Origin of the sequence: Pseudomonas sp. TWI628 (genome assembly GCF_039673865.1) — a bacterium.
GTDB lineage: Bacteria > Pseudomonadota > Gammaproteobacteria > Pseudomonadales > Pseudomonadaceae > Aquipseudomonas.
The window spans coordinates 1-20,237 of sequence record NZ_JBDJMM010000026.1 but is presented as its reverse complement, the minus strand read 5'-3'; the positions used below and the strand labels follow the sequence as shown (position 1 = coordinate 20,237).

The window sequence follows — 20,237 nt, the reverse complement described above, 5'->3', positions numbered from 1 at the left end:
GTGCAGGCAACCCGACTACGTCAAGGCATCACCGGCGGCACATACTGCAATGTGCTTCCCAGTGCCCACAACAGCACCAGCACCAGTGGCACATGCACCAGCAACTGCACGAACGAGAACCCGATCAGGTCACGTGCCTTGAGCCCTAGCACGCCCAGCAGCGGCAGCATGTAGAAGGGGTTGATCAGGTTCGGCAGCGCTTCGGCAGCGTTGTAGATCTGCACCGCCCAACCCAGGTGGTATTGCAGGTCGTTGGCCACCAGCATCACGTACGGCGCCTCGATGATCCACTTGCCACCGCCCGACGGGATGAAGAAGCCCAGCACGGCGGAGTACACGCCCATCAACAGCGCGTAGGTGTCATGGGTGGCGATCTGGGTGAAGAACAGCGAGATGTGGTGGGCCAGGGTCTGTTCATCCACACCCTTGACCTGGGTGAGGATCGCTGCAATCGAGCCGTACAGCGGGAACTGGATCAGCACCCCGGTGGTGGTCGGCACGGCGCGGGCCACGGCATCCAGGAAGCTGCGCGGGCGCCAGTGGAGCAAGGCACCGAGCATGATGAACAGCAGGTTGTAGGTGTTCAGCCCGGAAATCGCGGTGATCGCCGGCTTGGTGGCGAACTCCTGGTACAGCCAGCCACCGGCCAGGGCCACCAGCATCAGGATCAGGATCGGGCTGTGCTCCAGCCACTCACCCGGGCGGGTACGCTTGGGTGCCGGTGGCGCGGTGAAGCTGGGGTCGACACCACAGTCTTCGGCGCTGCGCGCACTGTTCGGGCCCGGCGCGGTGGCGTAGGCGATCACCAGCGAGACAACCACCAGGGCCGCCAGCATCACACCGGACTGCCAGAGGAAAATGGTTTCGGTGAACGGGATCACGCCAGTGATCGACAGGATCGATGGCGGCAGGCTGGCCGGGTTGGCCTGCAACTGCGCAGCCGACGACGACAGGCCCAGCGCCCACACAGCACCCAGGCCCAGATAAGCGGCGGCACCGGCGGCGCGGTAGTCCATCTTCAGTTCAGTGCGACGGGCCAGGGCACGGACCAGCAGGCCGCCAAACACCAGCGACAGGCCCCAGTTGAGCAGCGAGGCCAGCATCGAGATCAGTGCAACCCAGCACACCGCCGAGCGACCATTCTTGGGGATACGCGCCAGGCGGTCGATCAGGCGGGCAGCAGGTGGCGAGCTGGCCACGACGTAGCCGCCGATGACCACGAAGGCCATTTGCATGGTGAACGGGATCAGGCTCCAGAAGCCATCGCCAAAGGCTTTGGCAGTGTCAGTCGGCTTGGCGCCCATGGCCAGAGCGCCGATGCACACCAGCAACACGGCAAGGGCGGCGAATACCCAGGAGTCGGGGAACCAGCGTTCCGCCCAGTTGGAACAGCGCAGGGCAAAGCGGGCGGAGCGGCTGTCTTGGATTTCAGCGGCCACGGTTACTTCCTTTTATTGGTTTTATGAGGCGGAGCAGTTTTGCATTGGCAATGCAAAACCCTGTGGCAGCGGGTTCACCCGCGAAGGCGGCGGTGAAAGTACCGACGCTTTCGCGGGAGAGCCCGCACCCACAGGGACAGTGTGATGCTTTAGAAGGTCATTTCCTTTACATCGTCCGGCACGATCAGCTTGCCGGCGGTTTTCTCGATGATTTCTTCAACGCTCACCCCCGGCGCGGTCTCGCGCAGGATGAAGGCGCCGTCTTCGATCTCCAGGTAGGCCAGGTCGGTCAGCACCTTGCGGATACAGCCGGCACCGGTCAGCGGCAGGCTGCAGCGTGGCAGCAGCTTGGACTCGCCATCCTTCGAGGCGTGGGTCATGGTGACGATGATGTTCTCGGCACCGGCCACCAGGTCCATGGCGCCGCCCATGCCCTTGACCAGCTTGCCGGGGATCATCCACGAGGCGATGTTGCCTTCCACGTCCACCTCGAAAGCGCCCAGTACGGTGAGGTCGACGTGGCCGCCACGGATCATGGCGAACGATTGCGCCGAGTCGAAGATCGACGCGCCACGGCGGGCGGTGACGGTCTGTTTGCCGGCGTTGATCATGTCGGCATCGATAGTGCTTTCGGTGGGGAATTCGCCCATGCCGAGCAGGCCGTTTTCGGACTGCAGCATCACGTCCATCTCGGCCGGTACATAGTTGGCCACCAGGGTCGGGATGCCAATGCCGAGGTTGACGTAGTAGCCGTCCTTCAGTTCACGGGCGACGCGTTGCGCCATCTGTTCGCGGGTCAGTGCCATGGTCAGGATCTCTTTGTTGTTCTGATGGACGGCGCTCAGGCCTTGACGGTGCGCTTTTCGATGCGTTTTTCGAAGGTGCCGACGATCACCCGGTCGACGTAGATGCCCGGGGTGTGGATTTCGCTGGGCAGCAACACGCCAGGCTCGACGATTTCTTCAACTTCGACCACGGTGATCTTGCCAGCGGTGGCCGCCAGCGGGTTGAAGTTCTGCGCAGTGTTGCGGTACACCACGTTGCCGTAGTGGTCGGCCTTCCAGCCCTTGACGATGGCGAAGTCGCCGGTGATGGACTCTTCGAGGATGTACTTGCGGCCCTTGAACTCGCGCACTTCCTTGCCGTCGGCAACCGGGGTGCCGTAGCCGGTGGCGGTGTAGAAGGCCGGGATACCGGCGCCGCCAGCGCGCATCTTCTCGGCCAGGGTGCCTTGCGGGGTCAGTTCGACTTCCAGCTCGCCACTGAGCAGCTGGCGTTCGAATTCGGCGTTCTCGCCGACGTAGGAGGCGATCATCTTGCGGATCTGCCGGTCTTCCAGCAGCACACCCAGGCCGAAGCCGTCGACGCCGCAGTTGTTGGAGACCACGGTCAGGCCCTTGACGCCAAGGCGCTTGATTTCGGCAATGAGGTTTTCGGGGATGCCACACAGGCCGAAGCCGCCGGCCAGTACCGTCATGTTGTCGGTCAGGCCTGCCAGGGCCTCTTCATAGGTTGCTACGCGCTTGTCCAGTCCGGCCATGCTGATCCGCCTTTTGTAGTTGTTGAACCGACGAGGCTGTCGGTGAGCGTGTGCAGCCATCTTCACCGCTGGCGACTGATTTGTTAATTTTGTTTTCATCATCGATTGATAATTTTTCCAAAACAGCGATCGAGGCTGTCATGAACGTCAAGCAACTGCGCGCCTTCGTTGCCGTCGCCAAATACCAGAGCTTCGCCCAGGCCGGTGAACACCTGCATGTGTCACAACCGGCCCTGAGCCTGACCATCAAGGCACTGGAGGACAACCTCGGCGGCGCCCTGCTCACCCGCACCACCCGCAGTGTCAGCCTGACCGCCGAGGGTGAGGTGCTGCTGCCGCTGGCCCGGCGCCTGCTGGCCGACTGGGACGACACCGAAGAGATGCTGCGCCAGCGCTTCACCCTGCAGCTTGGCCGCGTCTCGGTGGCGGCCATGCCGGCCTTTGCCGGCAACCTGCTGCCGCAATCGCTCAAGGTGTTCCGCCAGCGTTACCCCAAGGTCAACGTCACGGTGCACGACGTGATCAACGAACAAGTGCTGGAACTGGTGCGCCATCGCCGCGTCGAACTGGGCATCGGTTTCGAGCCGGATAACAGCGAAGGTTTGAATTTCCACCCGCTGTACATGGACCGCTTCGTCGCCGTGGTGCCGGCCGACTCACCACTGGCCTTGCAAACCCAGGTCACCTGGGCGCAGTTGCTGGCGGAAGACTTCATTGCCTTGCAACGCCCGTCGGCGGTGCGCCTGCTGCTGGAACAGAACGTCGCGGCGCGCCACGGCAAACTGGCGGTGGCATTCGAAAGCCACCAGCTGTCGACCATCGGCCGCATGGTTGCCAGCGGTCTTGGCGTCAGCGCGGTCCCCGCGTTGTGCATCAACCAGATGCAGGAACTTGGCGCACGTTGCGTGACGCTGGTCGAACCCGCCGTCGAACGGCGCATCAGCGTGATCGCCCTGGCCGACCACAAGCTTTCCACCGCAGCCCAGGCGCTGCTCGAGGTACTGCTTTCCCATACCCAGACTCCGGAGGTGACATGCGTTACGTGAAACTGGCAGGTTGCAGCGTGCCGGCCATTGGCCAGGGCACCTGGTACATGGGCGAAGACCCGGCGCACAGGGCGGCCGAAGTGGCGGCCCTGCAACAGGGTATCGAACAGGGCCTGACCCTGATCGACACCGCCGAGATGTATGCCGAAGGTGGCGCCGAGGAAGTGGTTGGCCAGGCCATTGCCGGGCGCCGTGACCAGGTGTTCCTGGTCAGCAAGGTCTACCCGCACAACGCCAGCCGCCGTGGCGTGCCTGACGCCTGTGAACGCAGCCTGAAGCGCCTGGGTACCGAGGTCATCGACCTCTACCTGCTGCACTGGCGTGGCCAGTATCCGCTGGAGGAAACGGTCGAAGCGTTCGAGCGCTTGCGCGAGCAGGGCAAGATCCGCCACTGGGGGGTGTCCAACTTCGATGTCGACGACTTGCGCGAACTGCACAACCCGGATTGCGCCACCAATCAGGTGCTGTACAACCCGGCGCAGCGTGGCATCGAATTCGACCTGTTGCCGTGGAGCCGCCAGCGCGGTTTGCCGACCATGGCCTACTGCCCGCTGGCCCAGGCCGGGCGGCTGTTGCAGCACCCGGTGCTGAGCGAGATTGCCGAGCGCCATGGCGCGACGCCGGCACAGGTCAGCCTGGCCTGGGTGACGCGGCAGAATGATGTGATTGCCATCCCCAAGGCGGTGTCATCGGAACATGTGCGGCTGAATGCGGCGGCCGGGGCCTTGACCCTGACCAGTGAAGACGTGCGGGCGATCGACCGGGCGTTTCCAGCGCCGACGCGCAAGCAGCATCTGGCGATGGTCTGACGGGCCATCAAGGTCAGTGGAAGTCCCGGCTCTTTACATCCAGCCCCTGTAGCAAGGGGCTGATGTCCTCCAGCCGCCGGGCAATCAAATGCCGCACGCCGTTCTCCTGCTCCAGCCGCCCGCTCACCTTGAGCAGCTGCGATCCCACCAGTGCCCGCCGCTGCCGCTCGGCCAGGTCACGCCAGACCACCACGTTGACCATGCCGAACTCATCCTCCAGCGTAACGAAGGTCACCCCGCTGGCAGTCTGCGGCCGCTGCCGCCCCACCACCAGCCCGGCCACGGCAATCGCATCGCCATGCTCCACCCCCACCAGCTCGGCGCAACTGCGACAGCCCAACGCCCGGAGCCGTGAACGCAACAGCCTGAGCGGATGCGGGCCCAGGGTTGTGCCCAAGGTGGTGTAATCAGCAACCAGGTCTTCGCCAACCGTGGGTGCGGGCAACGCCACCTGCGCTTCCGGCACGGCCAGCACCTCGGCGAACAGCGGCAACTGCGCCTGCACCGCCGCCACCTGCCAGCGCGCCTGGTGGCGGTCGCGAGCCAGGGCTCGCAGTGCCCCCGCATCGGCCAGCCGGGCGCGGGCACGGCTGTCGAGCCCGGCGCGCAGGCACAGGTCTTCGACATCCCGCCAAGGGCGCTGCGCCCTCGCCTGCGCCAGCCGACGGGCATCCGCCTCGCTGAAACCGCGAATCTGCCGCAGCCCAAGGCGGATGGCCAGAACACCCTGATGATCGGGCTCCAGCGTGCAGTCCCATTCGCTATGGAACACGTCCACCGGACGGACTTCGATCCCTTGCCGCCGCGCCTCCTGCAACAGCTGATCCGGGCTGTAGAACCCCATCGGCCAGCTGTTGACCAGCGCGCAGGTGAAGATCGCCGGCTCATGGCACTTGAGCCAACTGCTGGCATAGCAGAGCAAGGCGAAGCTGGCGGCGTGCGACTCGGGGAAGCCGTAACTGCCAAAGCCTTTGATCTGCTCGAAGATGCGCTCGGCGAACGCCAGGTCGTAACCGTTGCGCAGCATGCCCTCGACCAGCCGTTGGCGATGTGGCTCCAGCCCGCCATGGCGCTTCCAGGCCGCCATGCTGCGGCGCAGCTGGTCGGCCTCGCCGGGGCTGTAGTCGGCGGCGACCATGGCCAGTTCCATCACCTGCTCCTGGAACAACGGCACGCCGAGGGTACGCTCGAACACTTCCTTGAGCTTTTCCGAGGGGTAGGTCACCGGTTCCTGCTTGAGGCGCCGACGCAGGTAAGGATGCACCATGTCGCCCTGAATCGGCCCAGGGCGCACGATGGCGACCTCGATCACCAGGTCATAGAAGGTATTGGGCCTGAGCCGCGGCAACATGGCCATCTGCGCCCGCGACTCGATCTGGAACACACCCATGGTTTCGGCGCGGCTGATCATTGCGTAAGTCGCCGGGTCTTCACTGGGGATGGTCGCCAGGGTCAACTGCCGACCGCGGTGCCGCTGCAGCAGGTCGAAACAACGGCGCAAGGCGCTGAGCATGCCCAGGGCCAGCACATCGACCTTGAGCAGGCCGACCATGTCCAGGTCGTCCTTGTCCCACTGGATCACCGTGCGCTCAGCCATGGCGGCGTTTTCCACCGGCACCAGCTGGTCCAGCGGCTGTTCGGAAATGACGAAGCCACCTGGGTGCTGGGACAGGTGACGGGGGAAACCGATCAGTTCACCCGCCAGCACCAGGATGCGCCGCAGCGACGGGCTGCCGGGTTCGAAACCGGCCTCAGAGAGCCGTTGATCGTCCGGGATACGGTCGCTCCAGCGGCCGCAGCACTTGGCCAGGGCATCCACCTGGTCGGCCGGCAGGCCCAACACCCTGGCCACATCACGCACAGCGCCGGCAGCGTGATAGGTATTGACCACGGCGGTCAACGCAGCGCGGTGCCGGCCGTAACGGCGGAACACGTACTGAATCACCTCTTCGCGCCGATCATGCTCGAAGTCCACGTCGATGTCGGGCGGCTCGTTACGCTCGCGCGACAGGAAGCGCTCGAACAACAGGCGATGCTCCATCGGGTCGAGCTCGGTGATGCCCAGCACGAAGCACACCACCGAGTTGGCTGCCGAACCGCGGCCCTGGCAAAGAATGTGCTGGCTGCGGGCAAAGGCGACGATGTCATGCACAGTCAGGAAATAGCTTTCGTAGCCCAGCGCCTCGATCAGCGTCAGTTCCTTGTCCAGCACCGCGCGCACCTTGCTGCTCGGCCCGGCCGGCCAGCGCTGCGGCAAGCCCTGCTCGCACAAGGCGCGCAGCCAGCTGGCGGGGGTCTGGCCCTCGGGTACCAGCTCGCGTGGGTACTGGTAGCGCAGTTCGCTCAGGTTGAACTGGCAACGCTCGGCAATGCCCAGGCTCTCGGCCAGCAGGTCTGCCGGGTACAGCTCGGCCAGTTGCTCCCGCGAACGCAGGTGGCGCTCGCCATTGGCGAACAGATGGCGCCCTGCCTCGGCCACGTTGCAGTGCTGGCGGATGGCGGTCATGCAGTCCTGAAGGGCGCGCCGGCCGCGCACGTGCATGTGCACGTCACCACAGGCCACAGCGCGGATGCCCAGCTGCGCCGCCAGTTCGCGCAAGCGGGCCAGGCGCCGGTCATCATCGCTGCCACGGTGCAGGTGCACGCCCAGCCACAAGCGCTCGGCGTACACATCGCTCAGCCAGCGGCCTGTCGCCTGGTCGTCGCCATCATCGGCAATCCACAGCGCCAGCAAACCCTCATGGTGTGGCTGCAGATCGTCAGCGAACAACTGGTACTCACCCTTTTCGGCCCGCCGTCGGGCACGGGTGATCAAGGCACAGAGGTTCTGGTAACCCGTGAGGTTCTGCACCAGCAACACCAGTTTGGGGCCATCCTGCAGGCGCACTTCGCTGCCGACGATCAGGCGCAACTGCTGTTCTTTGGCGGCCTGCCAGGCGCGCACGATACCGGCCAGGGTGCACTCGTCGGTGATCGCCAGGGCCTGGTAGCCCTGCTCGCGGGCGCGGCGGAACAGCTCTTCGGCGCTGGAGGCACCGCGCTGGAAACTGAAGTTGGACAGGCAATGCAACTCGGCGTAGCCCGGTGTACTCATGCGAACCAGCCCTGCAGCCACAGTGGGCCGGGTTGGGCCAGGTCGTGATAGGCCCAGCCACGCAGGCCATCGCGGGTTTCGATGCGGTAATAGTCACGGCGAACGTCGCCACCGTCCCACCAGCCCGACTCGATGCGCTCGGCCTGGCCAAGCAACCGGTGGTCAGCTGCACCCAAGGCCTGCGGCGTGGGCAGCAACCAGCCTGGGCGGCTACCTGGCAAGGCCGGCAGGCTGCCCTGGGCGCCCTGCTCCGCCTGCTGCCAAGCGTATTCTGGGCGGTGGTCGGCCTCGGCGCGCAGCCCCTTGACGGCTTCATCACCCAGGCGCGCACGCAGGCGTTCGCGCAGTTGCTCCCAGGGCTGGGCCTGCTTGGCGCGGGGGTCGAACAGTGCCTGGTGCTGGGGCACGAAGGGCGGCAGGTCATCGGCGACCAGCCGCAGGTTGCGTACCGGTGCCGGGATGCGCAGCGGTTCAAGGCGCCCGCGGGCCAGCTCGAACAGCATGGCGGCGTCTCGTTCAGCGGCCAGCAGCCCAACGTGCAGCAGGGTGTCCGGCCCTTCGACGTGCTCCAGGTACAGGCTAAAGCGCTGCACACCGCAGTCGCGCCCGGCGAGGAAGGCCGCCAGGTCATTGAGCATGCGCCGCAACGGGAACAGCAAGGCCTGATGCGATTCGACGTCGAAGTTGAGTTCCAGGCGCGCTTCGAAGCGGTCCGGTGGCTGGTAGAAGTCCAGCCCCATGGAACGTAGCCCAAGCAATTGGTCCAGGTACAACTGCACCTGGGCGGAGAAGCGCCTGGCCAGCGCATCACGCGGCAAGGCCAGCACCTGGCCCAGCTGGCGCAGGCCCATGCGGGCAAAGGCTTGGGCAGCGTCCGCTGGCAACCCGACCCGCTCGATCGGCATACGCGCCAGCGCCGCCCGGGTCTGGTCGGCGCAGGTCAGTGCCAGGCCGTCATGGCCGTTGGCAAGCATGCGGGCCGCTACCGGGTTGGTCGCAAGCACGATGCGCTGGCGCAGGCCCAGTGCAGCCAGTTCCTCGCGCAGGCGGGCCTCGAACAGCGGCCATGGGCCGAACAGCTGCAAGCTGGAGCCGACTTCAAGCAACAGGGCACGGGGGTAGTGAAGGCTCACCTGGGCACTGAACCGGTAGGCCCAGGCCGCCAGCAATTGCTGCAACTGCTCGATGCGGGCCGGGTCAGCCTCGACACAGTGGAAGCCATCGGCCAGGGCCCGCGCAGCCGTCAGCGTTTGCCCCGCCCGCAGGCCAAGCGCCGCCGCCGCGGGGTTGACGGCTTGCAGCAGGCGACGCTGAACCGGCCCGCCGATCAGCACCAGAGGCTTATCGGCGTCGTCACGCTCGCGCAGGATCGAGTCCAGCGCCAGCTGGGGCAGGAGAATGCAGGCCCAGAGCATGGTGCATCAGCCCCGCCCTGGGCAGGCGATTGGCATGGCCGGTGGCATGCCGCCACGGCACTTGAGCACCCGCCACTGCGCCGGGCGCGTATCCACGGCAATACGCAGCGCCGCGGGCGACGGGTTGTGCGCAGCCTGTTGCGGCCGACAGGCGAAGGCCAGTGCCTGCCCTGTTTCGGCGGCCACCTGCAGGCGGCGCAGGGCGCGGTCATCGGCACGCTCCGGCCAGCACAGCACCGCTGCGCAGCTGCCAGAGCGCAAGCACTGTTCGGCTGCCCACAGGGCATCGGCCTGCCCGGCGTCGACCTGCACCAGCCAGCGCAAATCCACACCTGCGGCCTGCCAGGCCGGCGCATAAGGAATGAACGGCGGCGCCACCAGCACCACCCGCCCGCCTTCAGCCGTCAGGCGTGACAGGGATGGCCAGAGCAGTTGCAACTCGCCACAGCCCGGGCTGGCCAACAGCAGCTCGCTGAGGGCTGCGGCCGGCCAGCCGCCATCCGGCAGGCGTTGGTCGAGCATCGCGTGGCCAGTGGGCTGCAAACCGGCAGGGCGCACCTGGCCCTGCCGCCCACGCCAGACCTGGCGCTGGTCGAGCAGCCGATCGAGATCGACCACCGCGCCCATCAGTCGCGCCTCAACAGGCCACAGAACACGCCTTCGATGAAGAACTCGCGCTCAGGCCCCACGTCGATCGGCGCATAAGCCGGATTGCGCGGCAACAGTCGGTAACCGCCGGGCTGGCGCTGCAGGCGCTTGATGGTGACCTCGCCGTCCAGGCGCGCGACCACGATCTGGCCATCACGTGCCTCACCCTGCTGGAGGATGCCGACCAGGTCACCGTCGAAGATGCCGTCCTCGATCATCGAATCGCCGCGCACCTTGAGCAGGTAATCCGGTGTGCGGCGGAACAGGCTGGGGTCGAGCAGCAATTGCTCGTGAATGCCCAGGTCCGGGCCGATCGGCGCACCGGCTGCCACCTGCCCCAGCACGGGAATTTCGAGGATTTCCGGCCGGCGCAGCGGCTCGGCCAGGCGAATACCCCGCGCCTGGTTGGGCGTGACGTCGATGTAGCCGGCCTGGCACAACGCGGTGATGTGCTTGCGCGCGACGCTACGCGAAGCAAAACCGAAGCGGCTGGCGATATCGGCCAGGCTCGGTGGCTGGCCGTGGTCGGCAATGCGCTCGCGAATGTAGTCGAGGATTGCACGGCGTTTTGGGGTGAGATTGTCCATGGAGTACATTTGTACTCTTTTCGGCGTACGCTGAACAGCCCCCTTTGTCGTCAGGTTTGGTTATCATCCCCAGGCTTTTGTTTTTTGAAGACCTTGGATACCTGATGCTGACTGCCCTGCTGTTCGATCTCGATGGAACCTTGACCGACACCGACACCCTGCATTTGCAGGCCTTCCGCCAACTACTTCACGACCATGACGGCAGCGAGCTGAGCCAGGAGCAATTCGATGCCCAGGTCAGTGGCCGGGCCAATGGCGAACTGTTTGCCGAATTATTTCCACATGCCGATACGGCCGAGTGCCAAGCGCTGGCCGATCGCAAGGAAGCGCTTTTCCGTGAACTGTCACCTGTGCTGCAACCCCTGCCCGGCCTGCTGCGCCTGATGGACCATGCGCGGGCCTGGGACATCGGCATGTGCGTGGTGACCAATGCGCCGCGGCTGAATGCCGAGCATATGCTCACGGCCATGGGGCTTGGCGATCGCTTCGAACAGGTATTGGTGGCGGAGGAGCTGGAGCGGCCCAAGCCTGATCCGCTGCCTTATCTGACCGGGCTGCAGCGCCTGGAAGCGGTGGCTGGCGAGGCGCTGGCGTTCGAGGATTCGTTGCCGGGGGTGACGGCTGCGAGTGGGGCCGGGATCTTTACCGTGGGGGTTGCCACGACGCAGACACCGGAGCGATTGCTGGCTGCCGGGGCCAGGCTGGTGGTGAAGGATTTCAATGATCCAGCGCTGTGGGAGTTGATCGAGACCATGCACGGGTGAGGGCCACCAGGCCGCCCGCCGAGAGACATTCAGCGCCCGTGAGATCGAGCGCCGCGCGGGCGGCGCTCGGTCTCACAGGCGCCACACCTCTCCCGCCTAACCTCCCCGAACCACTCATCGCCCACCTGCCCTGACTGTCGATTCCCGTCCCCTCAAATCGACCAAAAGCTGAATCCCCCAAGCGGAGTCAGCACCATGAGCCCCCCCGATCAGAAACACCCGGTCACCTCACGCGAGCAATGGCTGGCCGCCCGCCGCCAACTGTGGCTGCACGAAAAAGCCTTCACCCACCAACGCGACGAACTGGCCGCCGCCCGCCGTGCCCTGCCCTGGGTCAAGGTCGAACAGCCCTACCGCTTCCATGGTCCGGACGGCGAACTGAGCCTGACCGACCTGTTCGCCGGGCGTAGCCAGCTGCTGGTCTATCACTTCATGTTTGCCGAGGGCTGGAGCGAAGGCTGCCCAGGCTGCTCGTTCCTTGCCGACCATTTCGATGGCGCCAACCTGCATCTGGCCCACCACGACGTCTCGCTGGTCGCCGTGTCACGTGCGCCCTACCCCGAATTCCAGGCTTTCCGCCAGCGCATGGGCTGGCGCTTCCCCTGGTATTCGTCCCACGGCAGCGGTTTCAACGAAGACTTCGGCGTCAGCGTCGGCACCGAGGGCCAACGCCAGTACAACTACGCGCCGTACACCGGCAATGAGGCCGAGCTGCCGGGCCTGAGCGCGTTCTACAAGGACCCGGAAGGCACGCTCTACCATACCTACTCCACCTACGCCCGTGGCCTGGACATCCTGGTCAACACTTACAACTTCCTCGACATCGCGCCGCTGGGGCGCAACGAGGCCGGGACCATGGACTGGGTACGGCACCACGATCGCTACGAGGGCCAGCCTGGCAAGCCCCATTGCTGCCATGAGTGACCCATCGCCCAAGTGCCGCCTGCCGCAAGGTGGCGGCACTTGGGGCAGCAGCCGGGCAGAAACCGGCCATACTTGAGCCCGTCGCCCTTGCCAGACAGGCCCGCCATGCCCAAGCGCTTGCCCATGATCAACCTGCGGACCCTGGTGCTCGGCATCGTCGTGCTGGCGTGCCTGGCGACGCTGGGCAATGTCCTGTATGTCGCCTACCGGGTGCAGCACAACACCTTGGTGCAGTTTTCCCTGCAGGCCAACCAGGCGTATGCCAGCAAAGTGGCTTCGAGCATCACCGAGTTCCTGCGCTCGGCCCGCAGTCACCTGACCTACAGCGCCTGGCAACTTGCCGGCGGCCTGGACGACCCGGCGTTACTGCAAGCCGAAGCCAAGCGCCTGCAAGCCCAGGATGATGACTTCAACTCCATCGTCATCGTCGATGCCCAGGGGCAAGTGCGGGTGGCGTACCCGGATATTCGCCAGATCGCCAGCCACCGCCAGCGTTCGTCGGAGATTCAGCAGGCCGTCGATGCCCGCAAGCCGTTGGTCAGCCCTGCCTACACCTCACGAGGTGGCGAGCTGGTAGTGTTCATCTCGGAGCCGATCTTCGCGGCGGACGGTCGTTATCTGGGCATTGTCGGTGGCTCGGTGTTCCTCAAGAAAGAAAGCGAACTGCACGAGGTGATCGGCCAGCACTACCAGAATGACGGCACCTTCGCCTTCGTTGCCGACGCCAACGAACGCCTGCTCTACCACCCCGACCATGAGCGCATCGGTACCGTGGCCACCGGCAGCCCGACCATCAAGGCAGCCCTGCGCGGCGAAACCGGCAACCTGGAAGCGCCCAACTACCTCGCCATCCCCATGCTCGCCGGCTTCGCCCCGGTACCTGAAACACACTGGGCGGTGGTCGCCCAGCAACCGCGTGAACTGGCCCTGGCGCCCCTGCATGAGCTGATGCGCAAGGTGCTGTTGTACATTCTGCCGACCAGCCTGATCGGTTTCCTGCTGATGCTGTGGATGGCCTACCGGCTGATCAAGCCACTGCGCCAGCTGGCACACAGCGCCACGCACCTGTCGTCCAGCGAGACCGCCGATGAACTGCGCGGCATCGACGCCTGGTACGTGGAGGCTGCCGCCATCCGCCGCGCCCTGCTCACGGCCGAGCGCCTGATGCAGGAAAAGTTCGGCAAGCTGCGCCAGGAAGCCCAGAGCGACGCCCTCACCGGCCTGGCCAACCGCCGGGCGCTGCAACTGGCACTGGCTACCTTGATGGAAAGCGAACGGGCATTCGCCGTACTGGCGTTGGACATCGACTTCTTCAAGCGGGTCAACGACACTTATGGCCATGACGCCGGCGATGACGTGCTCAAGCACCTGAGCGAACTGCTGCGGCAGAACTCCCGCCTGCATGACCTGCCCTGCCGGGTTGGCGGCGAAGAGTTCACCATGCTGTTGCCGGACACCACCCTGGCCGATGCCCGGCGTATCGCCGAGCGCATCCGTGAGGCGGTCGAACAGGCCGACACGCCCCACTGCGGCAAACTCACCCTATCGGTTGGCGTGGCCTGCCGCCAGCCCGATACCGAGCTGGCCGAGACCCTGCTCAAGCAGGTTGACGAGATGCTCTACAAGGCCAAGCAGAATGGCCGCAACCGCGTCGAGGTGCTGGACTTCAGCCCCTCACACCCAGCATCCCCCGCTCCACGATGAAGTCGATCACCGCCTGCAGGCCCTCACCCTTCTTCAGGTTGCTGAAGGTCCAGGGGCGCTGCGGGCGCATGCGCTGGGTGTCACGCTCCATCACTTCCAGCGAGGCGCCCACATAGGGCGCCAGGTCGGTCTTGTTGATCACCAGGAAGTCTGACTTGGTGATGCCAGGGCCGCCCTTGCGCGGGATCTTCTCGCCCTCGGCCACGTCGATGACGTAGATGGTCAGGTCGGCCAGCTCCGGGCTGAAGGTAGCGCTGAGGTTGTCGCCACCGCTTTCGACGAAGATCACTTCAAGGTTGCCGAACTTGCGCGCCAGCGCTTCGACGGCCGCCAGGTTCATCGAGGCATCCTCGCGGATGGCGGTGTGCGGGCAGCCACCGGTCTCGACGCCAACGATACGCTCAGGCTCCAGGGCACCGGCCTCGGTGAGGATGCGCTGGTCTTCCTTGGTGTAGATGTCATTGGTGACCACGGCGATCTGGTAGTGATCGCGCATGGCCTTGCACAGGCATTCGAGCAGCGCGGTCTTGCCAGAGCCGACCGGGCCGCCGACACCGACGCGCAGGGGTTGCTGATAGCTTTGCATGTAGGCAGTCCTCAGGAACGGAACAAACGGGTGTATTGGGTTTCGTGACGCGAAGAAGCGATTGCCAGCAACGGCAGGCCGCCGCCGAGCTGGTCATCAGCCAATGCCAGGGCCTGGTCCAGCACGCCCGGCAGTTCAGCGCCCAGGTCGCGTAGCAGGGTCTGCGCCGCCTGCTGGCCGAACGGCACCAGCTTGACCCCGGCCATCACCGCGCCTTCGAGCCAGGCGAAGGCATGGCCGAGGGCGAGCTGACGCAGCGGGATCTGCCAGTGCGCGGCAAGCCAGGCCATGCCGCCGAGCTGGCTGAGTTCGAGGCTGGCACGCCAGGCCGGGTCCTGGCCCAGCTGCCAACCATCGAGCAGGCGTGCCAGGGCCGCGCCGCGCTGTTGTTCTTCAAGGCGCAGTTCGGCCGTTTCGCGATTGGCCAGCAGGAAGCCGCTCCAGTGCGCGAATGCTGCTGCATCGCCCGCCTCGCAGGCGCGATACAGGCGCGCCAGCACCGGCCAGTCCAGACACCCCAGGGTGTCGTGCAACTGCTCGCGTTGCCAGGCGCTGAAGCTGGCAGTGTCTTGCACCCAGCCAGCCTCGACGGCCCACTCCAACCCTTGCGAGTAGGTGAAACCACCCACCGGCAGGCCGGGGCTGGCCAGCTGCAGCAGGCGCAGCAGTGCCAGGTCGCTGTTCATCAACCGGCCAGCACCAGTGCGGCGCCGGCCAGCATGCCGCCACCGAAGGCCTTCTGCAGGCCGCTGTGGCGGCGCAGCAGGCAACCGACGCCGAAGCCAACGGCCAGCAGCAGCCCGCTGACGGTGACGAAGCCGGCGCTGAACAGCCAGAACGCGCTTGGCGTGGCCTCCACACCGTGCGCCCAGCCGTGGAACAGGGCGAACACCGGCATGGCCAAGGCCAGCAGCAACTGACGGCTCGGCAGCAGCACGGCGGCGCCAGCCACCAGCACCGACACGGCAATCATGGCCTCCATGCCCAGCACGTCACCGAACAGGTGGCCGCACACGGCACCGGCAAACATCGACGCCAGCGTCGCCAGCGGCAGGGCCAGGTTGCGCCGGGTCAGTGCGGCCAGCACACCGGTACCCAGCAGCATCAGCAAGTGGTCGAGGCCGGTCAGCGGGTGCAGCAGGCCGTCGTGCAGCGGGCTGCCGTCGTGGCCGGGGTGGGCGAAGGCCGGCAGTGCGACCATCAGCAAGGCAAGGGCGAAAATCTTTTTCATGGTGGGCTCCTTATATGAGGGATTCAGGAATGGGCTGACAGGCGCACGAACGGATGGTCGTTGCCATGGCTGTGACTGTGGCTGTGCGGGGCGCTCTGGTAGGCACCGGCCTCAGGCTCGAACGGTGCCTGCTCGGCTTCCACCGTCAGGCCCAGGCCGCGCAGCATCTCGTCGAGCACATAATCGTGCTGGTAACGCAGCAGGCCTGGCTCGATCTGCAACGGCACATGGCGGTTACCCAGATGGTAGGCGGCACGGGCCAGCAGATGTGGGTCGTCGCAGCGCACCGTCGACACCGCTTCAGGCGCAGCCAGCACGCGGATCACATGGCTGCCTGCGGCATCGGCGAGCAGCTCGCCGCCGCGCAGCAGGTGGCCACGTTCGAGCATCAGGCCGGCTTCGCGACCGTCGTCGAGGGTCACGCGCAGGCGGCTCTTGATGCGGCTGTCGACGTCCAGGGTCACGCTTGCGGTAACGCTGTCGGATGCCTCGATCCGGCGGGTCAGGACAATCATCTTCACTCCTTCAGAACAGGAAATAACGCTGGGCCAGCGGCAGTTCGCTGGCCGGCTCGCACACCAGCAACTCGCCGTCGGCACGCACCTGGTAGGTCTGCGCATCGACTTCGATCACCGGCTGCAAGGTGTTGTGGAGCATGTCGGCCTTGCGCACCCGGCGGCAGCCGTGGGCCACACCGATCAGGCTCTGCAGCCCTAGTTCCTGGTGCAGGCCACGCTCCATGGCAGCCTGGGACAGGAAGGTCATGCGCGTGGCGTGACGGGCCGCGCCCATGGCGCCGAACATCGGCCGGTAGTGCACGGGCTGCGGGGTCGGAATCGAACCGTTGATGTCACCCATTGGCGCCGTGGCGATCATCCCGCCCTTGATCACCAAAGCCGGCTTGACCGCGAAGAACGCCGGCGACCACAGCACCAGGTCGGCCAGCTTGCCCACCTCCAGTGACCCGACTTCATGGGCGATGCCGTGGGTCAGTGCGGGGTTGATGGTGTACTTGGCGATGTAGCGCTTGACCCGGAAGTTGTCGCTGTAAGCGGTGTCCGGCGCCAGCGGGCCGCGGCGCAGCTTCATCTGGTGCGCCACCTGCCAGGTGCGCAGCACCACTTCGCCGACCCGGCCCATGGCCTGGGAGTCGGACGAGGTCATGGCGAAGGCGCCCATGTCGTGGAGGATGTCCTCGGCAGCGATGGTCTCGCGGCGGATGCGCGACTCGGCGAAGGCCACGTCCTCGGCAATGCTCGGGTCCAGGTGGTGGCAGACCATCAGCATGTCGAGGTGCTCGTCGACGGTGTTGACCGTGTACGGCAGGGTCGGGTTGGTCGAGGACGGCAGCACGTTGGCCTGCCCCGCCGCGCGAATGATGTCCGGCGCGTGGCCGCCACCGGCACCTTCGGTATGGAAGGTATGGATGGTGCGGTCACCGATGGCGGCCAGGGTGTCTTCGATGCAGCCCGACTCGTTCAAGGTGTCGGTGTGGATCGCCACCTGGATGTCCATTTCCTCGGCCACGCCCAGGCAGCAGTCGATGGCGGCCGGGGTCGAGCCCCAGTCCTCGTGCAGCTTCAGGCCTACGGCACCGGCGGCGATCTGCTCGCGCAGCGCTTCGGGGCGCGAGGCGTTGCCCTTGCCCAGCAAGCCGATGTTGATCGGCAGGCAATCGGCGGCCTGGAGCATCCGCGCCAGGTACCAGGGCCCCGGCGTGCAGGTGGTGGCATTGGTGCCGGTGGCCGGGCCAGTGCCGCCGCCAATGAAGGTGGTGACGCCGCTGGTCAGCGCTTCCTCCACCTGCTGCGGGCAGATGAAGTGGATATGCGAGTCGATGCCACCGGCGGTGACGATCTTGCCCTCGGCGGCGATCACTTCGGTACCTGGGCCGACTGGCACGTTCACGCCCGGCTGCACGTCGGGGTTGCCGGCCTTGCCGATGACGGCGATACGCCCGTGCTTGACACCGATATCGGCCTTGACGATGCCCCAGTGGTCGATGATCAGGGCATTGGTCAGCACCAGGTCCATGGCCTCGGCGGCGAGCATCTGGCCCTGGCCCATGCCGTCGCGGATGACCTTGCCGCCACCGAACTTGACCTCTTCGCCATAGATCGTGAAGTCCTTTTCGACTTCAACCCACAACGCGGTGTCGGCCAGGCGCACGCGGTCGCCTACGGTGGGGCCGAACATGTCGGCGTAGGCCCGACGGGAAATACGGCTCATGCCCTGCCCTCCAGTGCGCCATTTACCTTGCCTTGGAAGCCATACACTTCACGCTTGCCGGCATAAGCCACCAGTTGCACGGTGCGCGCCTGGCCCGGCTCGAAGCGCACGGCGGTGCCGGCCGGGATATCGAGGCGAAAACCACGGGTCGGCTCACGCTCGAACACCAGCGCATCGTTGACCTCATAGAAGTGGTAGTGCGAGCCGACCTGCACCGGCCGGTCGCCATGGTTGGCCACGCTGACGCTGACCGTGTCACGGCCAACGTTGAGTTCGATGTCGCCAGCGGCGACCTGAATTTCACCTGGGATCATGCTGGGCTCCTGCTCCAGGTCAGACGATAGGGTCGTGCACGGTCACCAGCTTGGTGCCGTCGGGGAAGGTCGCCTCGACCTGCACGTCATGCAGCATCTCGGCGACGCCCTCCATGACCTGCTCACGGCCGATCACTTCGCGGCCCAGGCTCATCAGCTCGGCCACCGTGCGGCCATCGCGGGCGCCTTCGAGCACCGCGGCGCTGATCAGCGCCACCGCCTCCGGGTAGTTGAGCTTCAAGCCACGGGCCAGGCGCCGTTCGGCCAGCAGCGCGGCGGTGAACAGCAGCAGTTTGTCTTTCTCTCTCGGGGTCAGCTCCATGGCGCTCTCTCAAGTGGCCCAGATGCGCGGCGGGCATGCGGCCAGGCCAAGAACGGCCGGGCGCAGGGCATGCCAGAGGCGCTGCAGGGTGTGTTGCAGGTGTTGGTTATCGTGATCGAGCAGGCGGATCACCAGCAGCGAGCCAAGCAAGGTCGCGCCTGCGGGGGTGTCGAGTGGGTCGAGCAGCGCGCGCACCTGCTCCAGCACGGCCGGGGTCGCGGGCGCTGCGCAGAAGGTCGCGACCAGCGGGTAGCCGCCGACCTTGGCCAAGTGCCCGTCGGCAATGCGCAGGCGCTCATGCAGGCCGGGCTCGCCGGGCAGCTCGATGCACAGGCGGCTGTCCAGGGCGCCTTGCTCGAAGCGCTCATTCATCACGGGCCGGCCCAGGCACAGGGTTTCCCAGGCCAGCAACTTGGCACCCGGCTCCAGGCTGAAGCGGCTGTCGAGGCTGGCGCGGGCGCCGTTGAAGAAGATGCTGTCTTGCGGCAGCCATTCCAGGGTGCTGCCGGCCTGCAGGTGGAAGCGCTGGGCCAGCCGCGCGGTGGGGCCGATGCTGCGGTAGAACTTGCTGGCACCAGGCATGGTCAGCAGCGCATGGCTGCCGGGTTCGAGGTGGATGTCCAGTTCCAGGCGGTCACCCGCGACGATGCCGCCGGGTGGGTGCAGCACATAAACGTGGCACGGTGCACCCTCTGGGTAGAACGGGCGCTGCACCAAAAGCGGGCCGAAATGCCGACGCGCACCAAGGCGGGTCACACCATCGCGCTCGACGAAGCGTAGATGCAGATGGGCGCTCCAGCCGGCGTCCTGTTCAGATGATTCGATCTGCTCCGCGAGCGACATCCTGCGGCCCCTTGATATCCGTGGCCTGGCGGCCGTTTAGAGGGTCATGCGTGGCCTTTTCGGGCAACTGCAGACTGACCACTCGATCAAATTTCGTTGCCTGGATATAGCAGGTTGCGGGCCAACTTCGCAGGTGAACGAAGATGAAACCTTCACGGCGATGGCTCTGGCATGGGGCATACGGGGTTGCAGCGCACATTGCAGGGGCGGCACTTGGCCCTGTTTCGGTGCTGCGCTAAAGTCTTTCACTAGCCTTCGGTATGGGAACCGGTTTTGAAAAACATGAGCAAACGTGACCTGGCGCGCCTGGAGCGCGAATTGGTCGCCTGCCTGACTGACGCTTGCGAAAGCGCCAAGGCAGAGATCGTGGGGTTCAGCTGGCTGACCCATCGGCTGGATCCGGATGACTTTCCGGCTAGCTTGCGCATTACCTGGGTGTTCGAGCGTGAGGCCGAAAAAGCAGCAGCGTTGGCTGGAGAGGCCAAGGCACGCATGCTGGCGCTGACGGCCCAGGCGCTCGATGAGGCGGGCGTGCAGTTGGACCACGTGGCCTGGCATGTACGCTTTGACAGCGAGGAAGCTTGCGTGCGCAACCACGCTGGGGACTGGAACCGGCGCCTGAAGCACCCCTGAAGTCAGCCGGACCTTGTTTTTCTGGACTGGCCGGGTGGCCGGGTTTAACCCCCCCCAGGCCGCCCCCGCCAACCAAAAACGTAAAAAAAATGGCCAAAAAAGAAATGGA

Annotated in this window: 21 protein-coding genes; 6 read left to right on the top strand and 15 right to left on the bottom strand. The window is 65.7% G+C overall.

The genetic code is table 11. The annotated features are described in order from the left end of the window. Positions 1-20: 20 nt before the first annotated feature. The 3 genes from ABE528_RS19950 to ABE528_RS19940 form a co-directional block, all read right to left on the bottom strand. Positions 21-1,439, bottom strand: coding sequence for a TIGR00366 family protein (locus ABE528_RS19950; protein WP_346653871.1), 1,419 nt, complete (start codon positions 1,437-1,439; stop codon positions 21-23). Positions 1,440-1,588: 149 nt separating this feature from the next. Then, positions 1,589-2,245: a CoA transferase subunit B gene (locus ABE528_RS19945; protein WP_346653870.1), complete on the bottom strand. Its 657-nt coding sequence runs from the start codon at positions 2,243-2,245 to the stop codon at positions 1,589-1,591. A gap of 35 nt (positions 2,246-2,280) precedes the next feature. After that, positions 2,281-2,979 (bottom strand): CoA transferase subunit A, encoded by a 699-nt coding sequence (locus tag ABE528_RS19940; RefSeq protein ID WP_110635257.1) that lies wholly within the window; start codon positions 2,977-2,979, stop codon positions 2,281-2,283. A gap of 140 nt (positions 2,980-3,119) precedes the next feature. Here ABE528_RS19940 and ABE528_RS19935 point away from each other — a divergent pair, with 140 nt between their 5' ends. Both ABE528_RS19935 and ABE528_RS19930 read left to right on the top strand, forming a co-directional pair. Next, entirely contained in the window at positions 3,120-4,025 is a 906-nt protein-coding gene (locus ABE528_RS19935; RefSeq protein WP_152957890.1) for a LysR family transcriptional regulator, read from the top strand. Beyond that, on the top strand, positions 4,013-4,834 hold the full coding sequence (locus ABE528_RS19930; protein ID WP_346653869.1) for an aldo/keto reductase: 822 nt from the start codon (positions 4,013-4,015) through the stop codon (positions 4,832-4,834). Before ABE528_RS19935 ends, ABE528_RS19930 begins: the two co-directional genes overlap by 13 nt. A gap of 13 nt (positions 4,835-4,847) precedes the next feature. On the opposite strand, the gene ABE528_RS19925 is transcribed toward ABE528_RS19930, so the two are convergent. Genes ABE528_RS19925 through lexA form a run of 4 tightly spaced genes read right to left on the bottom strand, consistent with a single transcriptional unit; the run spans position 4,848 to position 10,587 of the window. Then, positions 4,848-7,928, bottom strand: coding sequence for an error-prone DNA polymerase (locus ABE528_RS19925; RefSeq protein WP_346653868.1), 3,081 nt, complete (start codon positions 7,926-7,928; stop codon positions 4,848-4,850). Beyond that, positions 7,925-9,343 (bottom strand): DNA polymerase Y family protein, encoded by a 1,419-nt coding sequence (locus ABE528_RS19920; RefSeq protein ID WP_346653867.1) that lies wholly within the window; start codon positions 9,341-9,343, stop codon positions 7,925-7,927. The genes ABE528_RS19925 and ABE528_RS19920 overlap by 4 nt, the downstream gene beginning before the upstream one ends. Before the next feature lie 6 nt (positions 9,344-9,349). Continuing rightward, positions 9,350-9,970 (bottom strand): translesion DNA synthesis-associated protein ImuA, encoded by a 621-nt coding sequence (gene imuA, locus ABE528_RS19915; protein ID WP_346653866.1) that lies wholly within the window; start codon positions 9,968-9,970, stop codon positions 9,350-9,352. Further along, positions 9,970-10,587 carry a transcriptional repressor LexA gene (gene lexA / locus ABE528_RS19910; protein WP_178120119.1) on the bottom strand — a complete coding sequence of 206 codons (618 nt, stop codon included), beginning with the start codon at positions 10,585-10,587 and terminating at the stop codon, positions 9,970-9,972. The genes imuA and lexA overlap by 1 nt, the downstream gene beginning before the upstream one ends. A gap of 95 nt (positions 10,588-10,682) precedes the next feature. On the opposite strand from lexA, the gene ABE528_RS19905 reads away from it, so the two are divergent. The 3 genes from ABE528_RS19905 (at position 10,683) to ABE528_RS19895 (ending at position 13,970) form a co-directional block, all read left to right on the top strand. Continuing rightward, positions 10,683-11,342: an HAD-IA family hydrolase gene (locus ABE528_RS19905; protein WP_346653865.1), complete on the top strand. Its 660-nt coding sequence runs from the start codon at positions 10,683-10,685 to the stop codon at positions 11,340-11,342. A gap of 195 nt (positions 11,343-11,537) precedes the next feature. Then, the gene (locus tag ABE528_RS19900; RefSeq protein ID WP_152957883.1) at positions 11,538-12,266 is read left to right on the top strand and encodes a thioredoxin family protein; all 729 of its coding nucleotides are present in this window, start codon (positions 11,538-11,540) and stop codon (positions 12,264-12,266) included. A gap of 123 nt (positions 12,267-12,389) precedes the next feature. Continuing rightward, positions 12,390-13,970, top strand: coding sequence for a sensor domain-containing diguanylate cyclase (locus tag ABE528_RS19895; protein WP_346653864.1), 1,581 nt, complete (start codon positions 12,390-12,392; stop codon positions 13,968-13,970). On the opposite strand, the gene ureG is transcribed toward ABE528_RS19895, so the two are convergent. Genes ureG through ABE528_RS19855 form a run of 8 tightly spaced genes read right to left on the bottom strand, consistent with a single transcriptional unit; the run spans position 13,933 to position 19,495 of the window. Continuing rightward, the gene (gene ureG, locus ABE528_RS19890) at positions 13,933-14,556 is read right to left on the bottom strand and encodes an urease accessory protein UreG (protein ID WP_027916761.1); all 624 of its coding nucleotides are present in this window, start codon (positions 14,554-14,556) and stop codon (positions 13,933-13,935) included. The two genes, ABE528_RS19895 and ureG, sit on opposite strands and share 38 nt — an antisense overlap. 11 nt (positions 14,557-14,567) lie before the next feature. Next, positions 14,568-15,242 carry an urease accessory UreF family protein gene (locus ABE528_RS19885; protein ID WP_152957881.1) on the bottom strand — a complete coding sequence of 225 codons (675 nt, stop codon included), beginning with the start codon at positions 15,240-15,242 and terminating at the stop codon, positions 14,568-14,570. After that, a complete protein-coding gene (locus tag ABE528_RS19880; RefSeq protein WP_152957880.1) occupies positions 15,242-15,787 on the bottom strand; it encodes a HupE/UreJ family protein in 546 nt (181 codons plus the stop codon). The genes ABE528_RS19885 and ABE528_RS19880 overlap by 1 nt, the downstream gene beginning before the upstream one ends. Before the next feature lie 23 nt (positions 15,788-15,810). Continuing rightward, positions 15,811-16,302 carry an urease accessory protein UreE gene (gene ureE, locus ABE528_RS19875; RefSeq protein WP_346653863.1) on the bottom strand — a complete coding sequence of 164 codons (492 nt, stop codon included), beginning with the start codon at positions 16,300-16,302 and terminating at the stop codon, positions 15,811-15,813. Between the two features lie 10 nt (positions 16,303-16,312). Beyond that, positions 16,313-18,016, bottom strand: a complete 1,704-nt coding sequence (gene ureC, locus ABE528_RS19870) for an urease subunit alpha (RefSeq protein ID WP_346653862.1) — start codon at positions 18,014-18,016, stop codon at positions 16,313-16,315. Beyond that, positions 18,013-18,330, bottom strand: coding sequence for an urease subunit beta (locus ABE528_RS19865; RefSeq protein ID WP_099813958.1), 318 nt, complete (start codon positions 18,328-18,330; stop codon positions 18,013-18,015). Before ABE528_RS19865 ends, ureC begins: the two co-directional genes overlap by 4 nt. 19 nt (positions 18,331-18,349) lie before the next feature. Next, a complete protein-coding gene (locus tag ABE528_RS19860; RefSeq protein WP_027916767.1) occupies positions 18,350-18,652 on the bottom strand; it encodes an urease subunit gamma in 303 nt (100 codons plus the stop codon). Positions 18,653-18,661: 9 nt separating this feature from the next. After that, the gene (locus ABE528_RS19855) at positions 18,662-19,495 is read right to left on the bottom strand and encodes an urease accessory protein UreD (protein ID WP_152957877.1); all 834 of its coding nucleotides are present in this window, start codon (positions 19,493-19,495) and stop codon (positions 18,662-18,664) included. Between the two features lie 273 nt (positions 19,496-19,768). Between ABE528_RS19855 and ABE528_RS19850 the strand changes: the two genes are divergently transcribed. Beyond that, a complete protein-coding gene (locus tag ABE528_RS19850; protein ID WP_152957876.1) occupies positions 19,769-20,128 on the top strand; it encodes a hypothetical protein in 360 nt (119 codons plus the stop codon). Positions 20,129-20,237: the final 109 nt, after the last annotated feature.

Excerpts from the sequence above, each read along its gene's own strand:
- ABE528_RS19945 (WP_346653870.1), bottom strand. The coding sequence starts at position 2,245 with ATGGCACTGACCCGCGAACAGATGGCGCAACGCGTCGCCCGTGAACTG.
- ABE528_RS19940 (WP_110635257.1), bottom strand. The coding sequence starts at position 2,979 with ATGGCCGGACTGGACAAGCGCGTAGCAACCTATGAAGAGGCCCTGGCA.
- ABE528_RS19935 (WP_152957890.1), top strand. The coding sequence starts at position 3,120 with ATGAACGTCAAGCAACTGCGCGCCTTCGTTGCCGTCGCCAAATACCAG.
- ABE528_RS19930 (WP_346653869.1), top strand. The coding sequence starts at position 4,013 with ATGCGTTACGTGAAACTGGCAGGTTGCAGCGTGCCGGCCATTGGCCAG.
- ABE528_RS19925 (WP_346653868.1), bottom strand. The coding sequence starts at position 7,928 with ATGAGTACACCGGGCTACGCCGAGTTGCATTGCCTGTCCAACTTCAGT.
- ABE528_RS19920 (WP_346653867.1), bottom strand. The coding sequence starts at position 9,343 with ATGCTCTGGGCCTGCATTCTCCTGCCCCAGCTGGCGCTGGACTCGATC.
- imuA (WP_346653866.1), bottom strand. The coding sequence starts at position 9,970 with ATGGGCGCGGTGGTCGATCTCGATCGGCTGCTCGACCAGCGCCAGGTC.
- lexA (WP_178120119.1), bottom strand. The coding sequence starts at position 10,587 with ATGTACTCCATGGACAATCTCACCCCAAAACGCCGTGCAATCCTCGAC.
- ABE528_RS19905 (WP_346653865.1), top strand. The coding sequence starts at position 10,683 with ATGCTGACTGCCCTGCTGTTCGATCTCGATGGAACCTTGACCGACACC.
- ABE528_RS19900 (WP_152957883.1), top strand. The coding sequence starts at position 11,538 with ATGAGCCCCCCCGATCAGAAACACCCGGTCACCTCACGCGAGCAATGG.
- ABE528_RS19895 (WP_346653864.1), top strand. The coding sequence starts at position 12,390 with ATGATCAACCTGCGGACCCTGGTGCTCGGCATCGTCGTGCTGGCGTGC.
- ureG (WP_027916761.1), bottom strand. The coding sequence starts at position 14,556 with ATGCAAAGCTATCAGCAACCCCTGCGCGTCGGTGTCGGCGGCCCGGTC.
- ABE528_RS19885 (WP_152957881.1), bottom strand. The coding sequence starts at position 15,242 with ATGAACAGCGACCTGGCACTGCTGCGCCTGCTGCAGCTGGCCAGCCCC.
- ABE528_RS19880 (WP_152957880.1), bottom strand. The coding sequence starts at position 15,787 with ATGAAAAAGATTTTCGCCCTTGCCTTGCTGATGGTCGCACTGCCGGCC.
- ureE (WP_346653863.1), bottom strand. The coding sequence starts at position 16,302 with ATGATTGTCCTGACCCGCCGGATCGAGGCATCCGACAGCGTTACCGCA.
- ureC (WP_346653862.1), bottom strand. The coding sequence starts at position 18,016 with ATGAGCCGTATTTCCCGTCGGGCCTACGCCGACATGTTCGGCCCCACC.
- ABE528_RS19865 (WP_099813958.1), bottom strand. The coding sequence starts at position 18,330 with ATGATCCCAGGTGAAATTCAGGTCGCCGCTGGCGACATCGAACTCAAC.
- ABE528_RS19860 (WP_027916767.1), bottom strand. The coding sequence starts at position 18,652 with ATGGAGCTGACCCCGAGAGAGAAAGACAAACTGCTGCTGTTCACCGCC.
- ABE528_RS19855 (WP_152957877.1), bottom strand. The coding sequence starts at position 19,495 with ATGTCGCTCGCGGAGCAGATCGAATCATCTGAACAGGACGCCGGCTGG.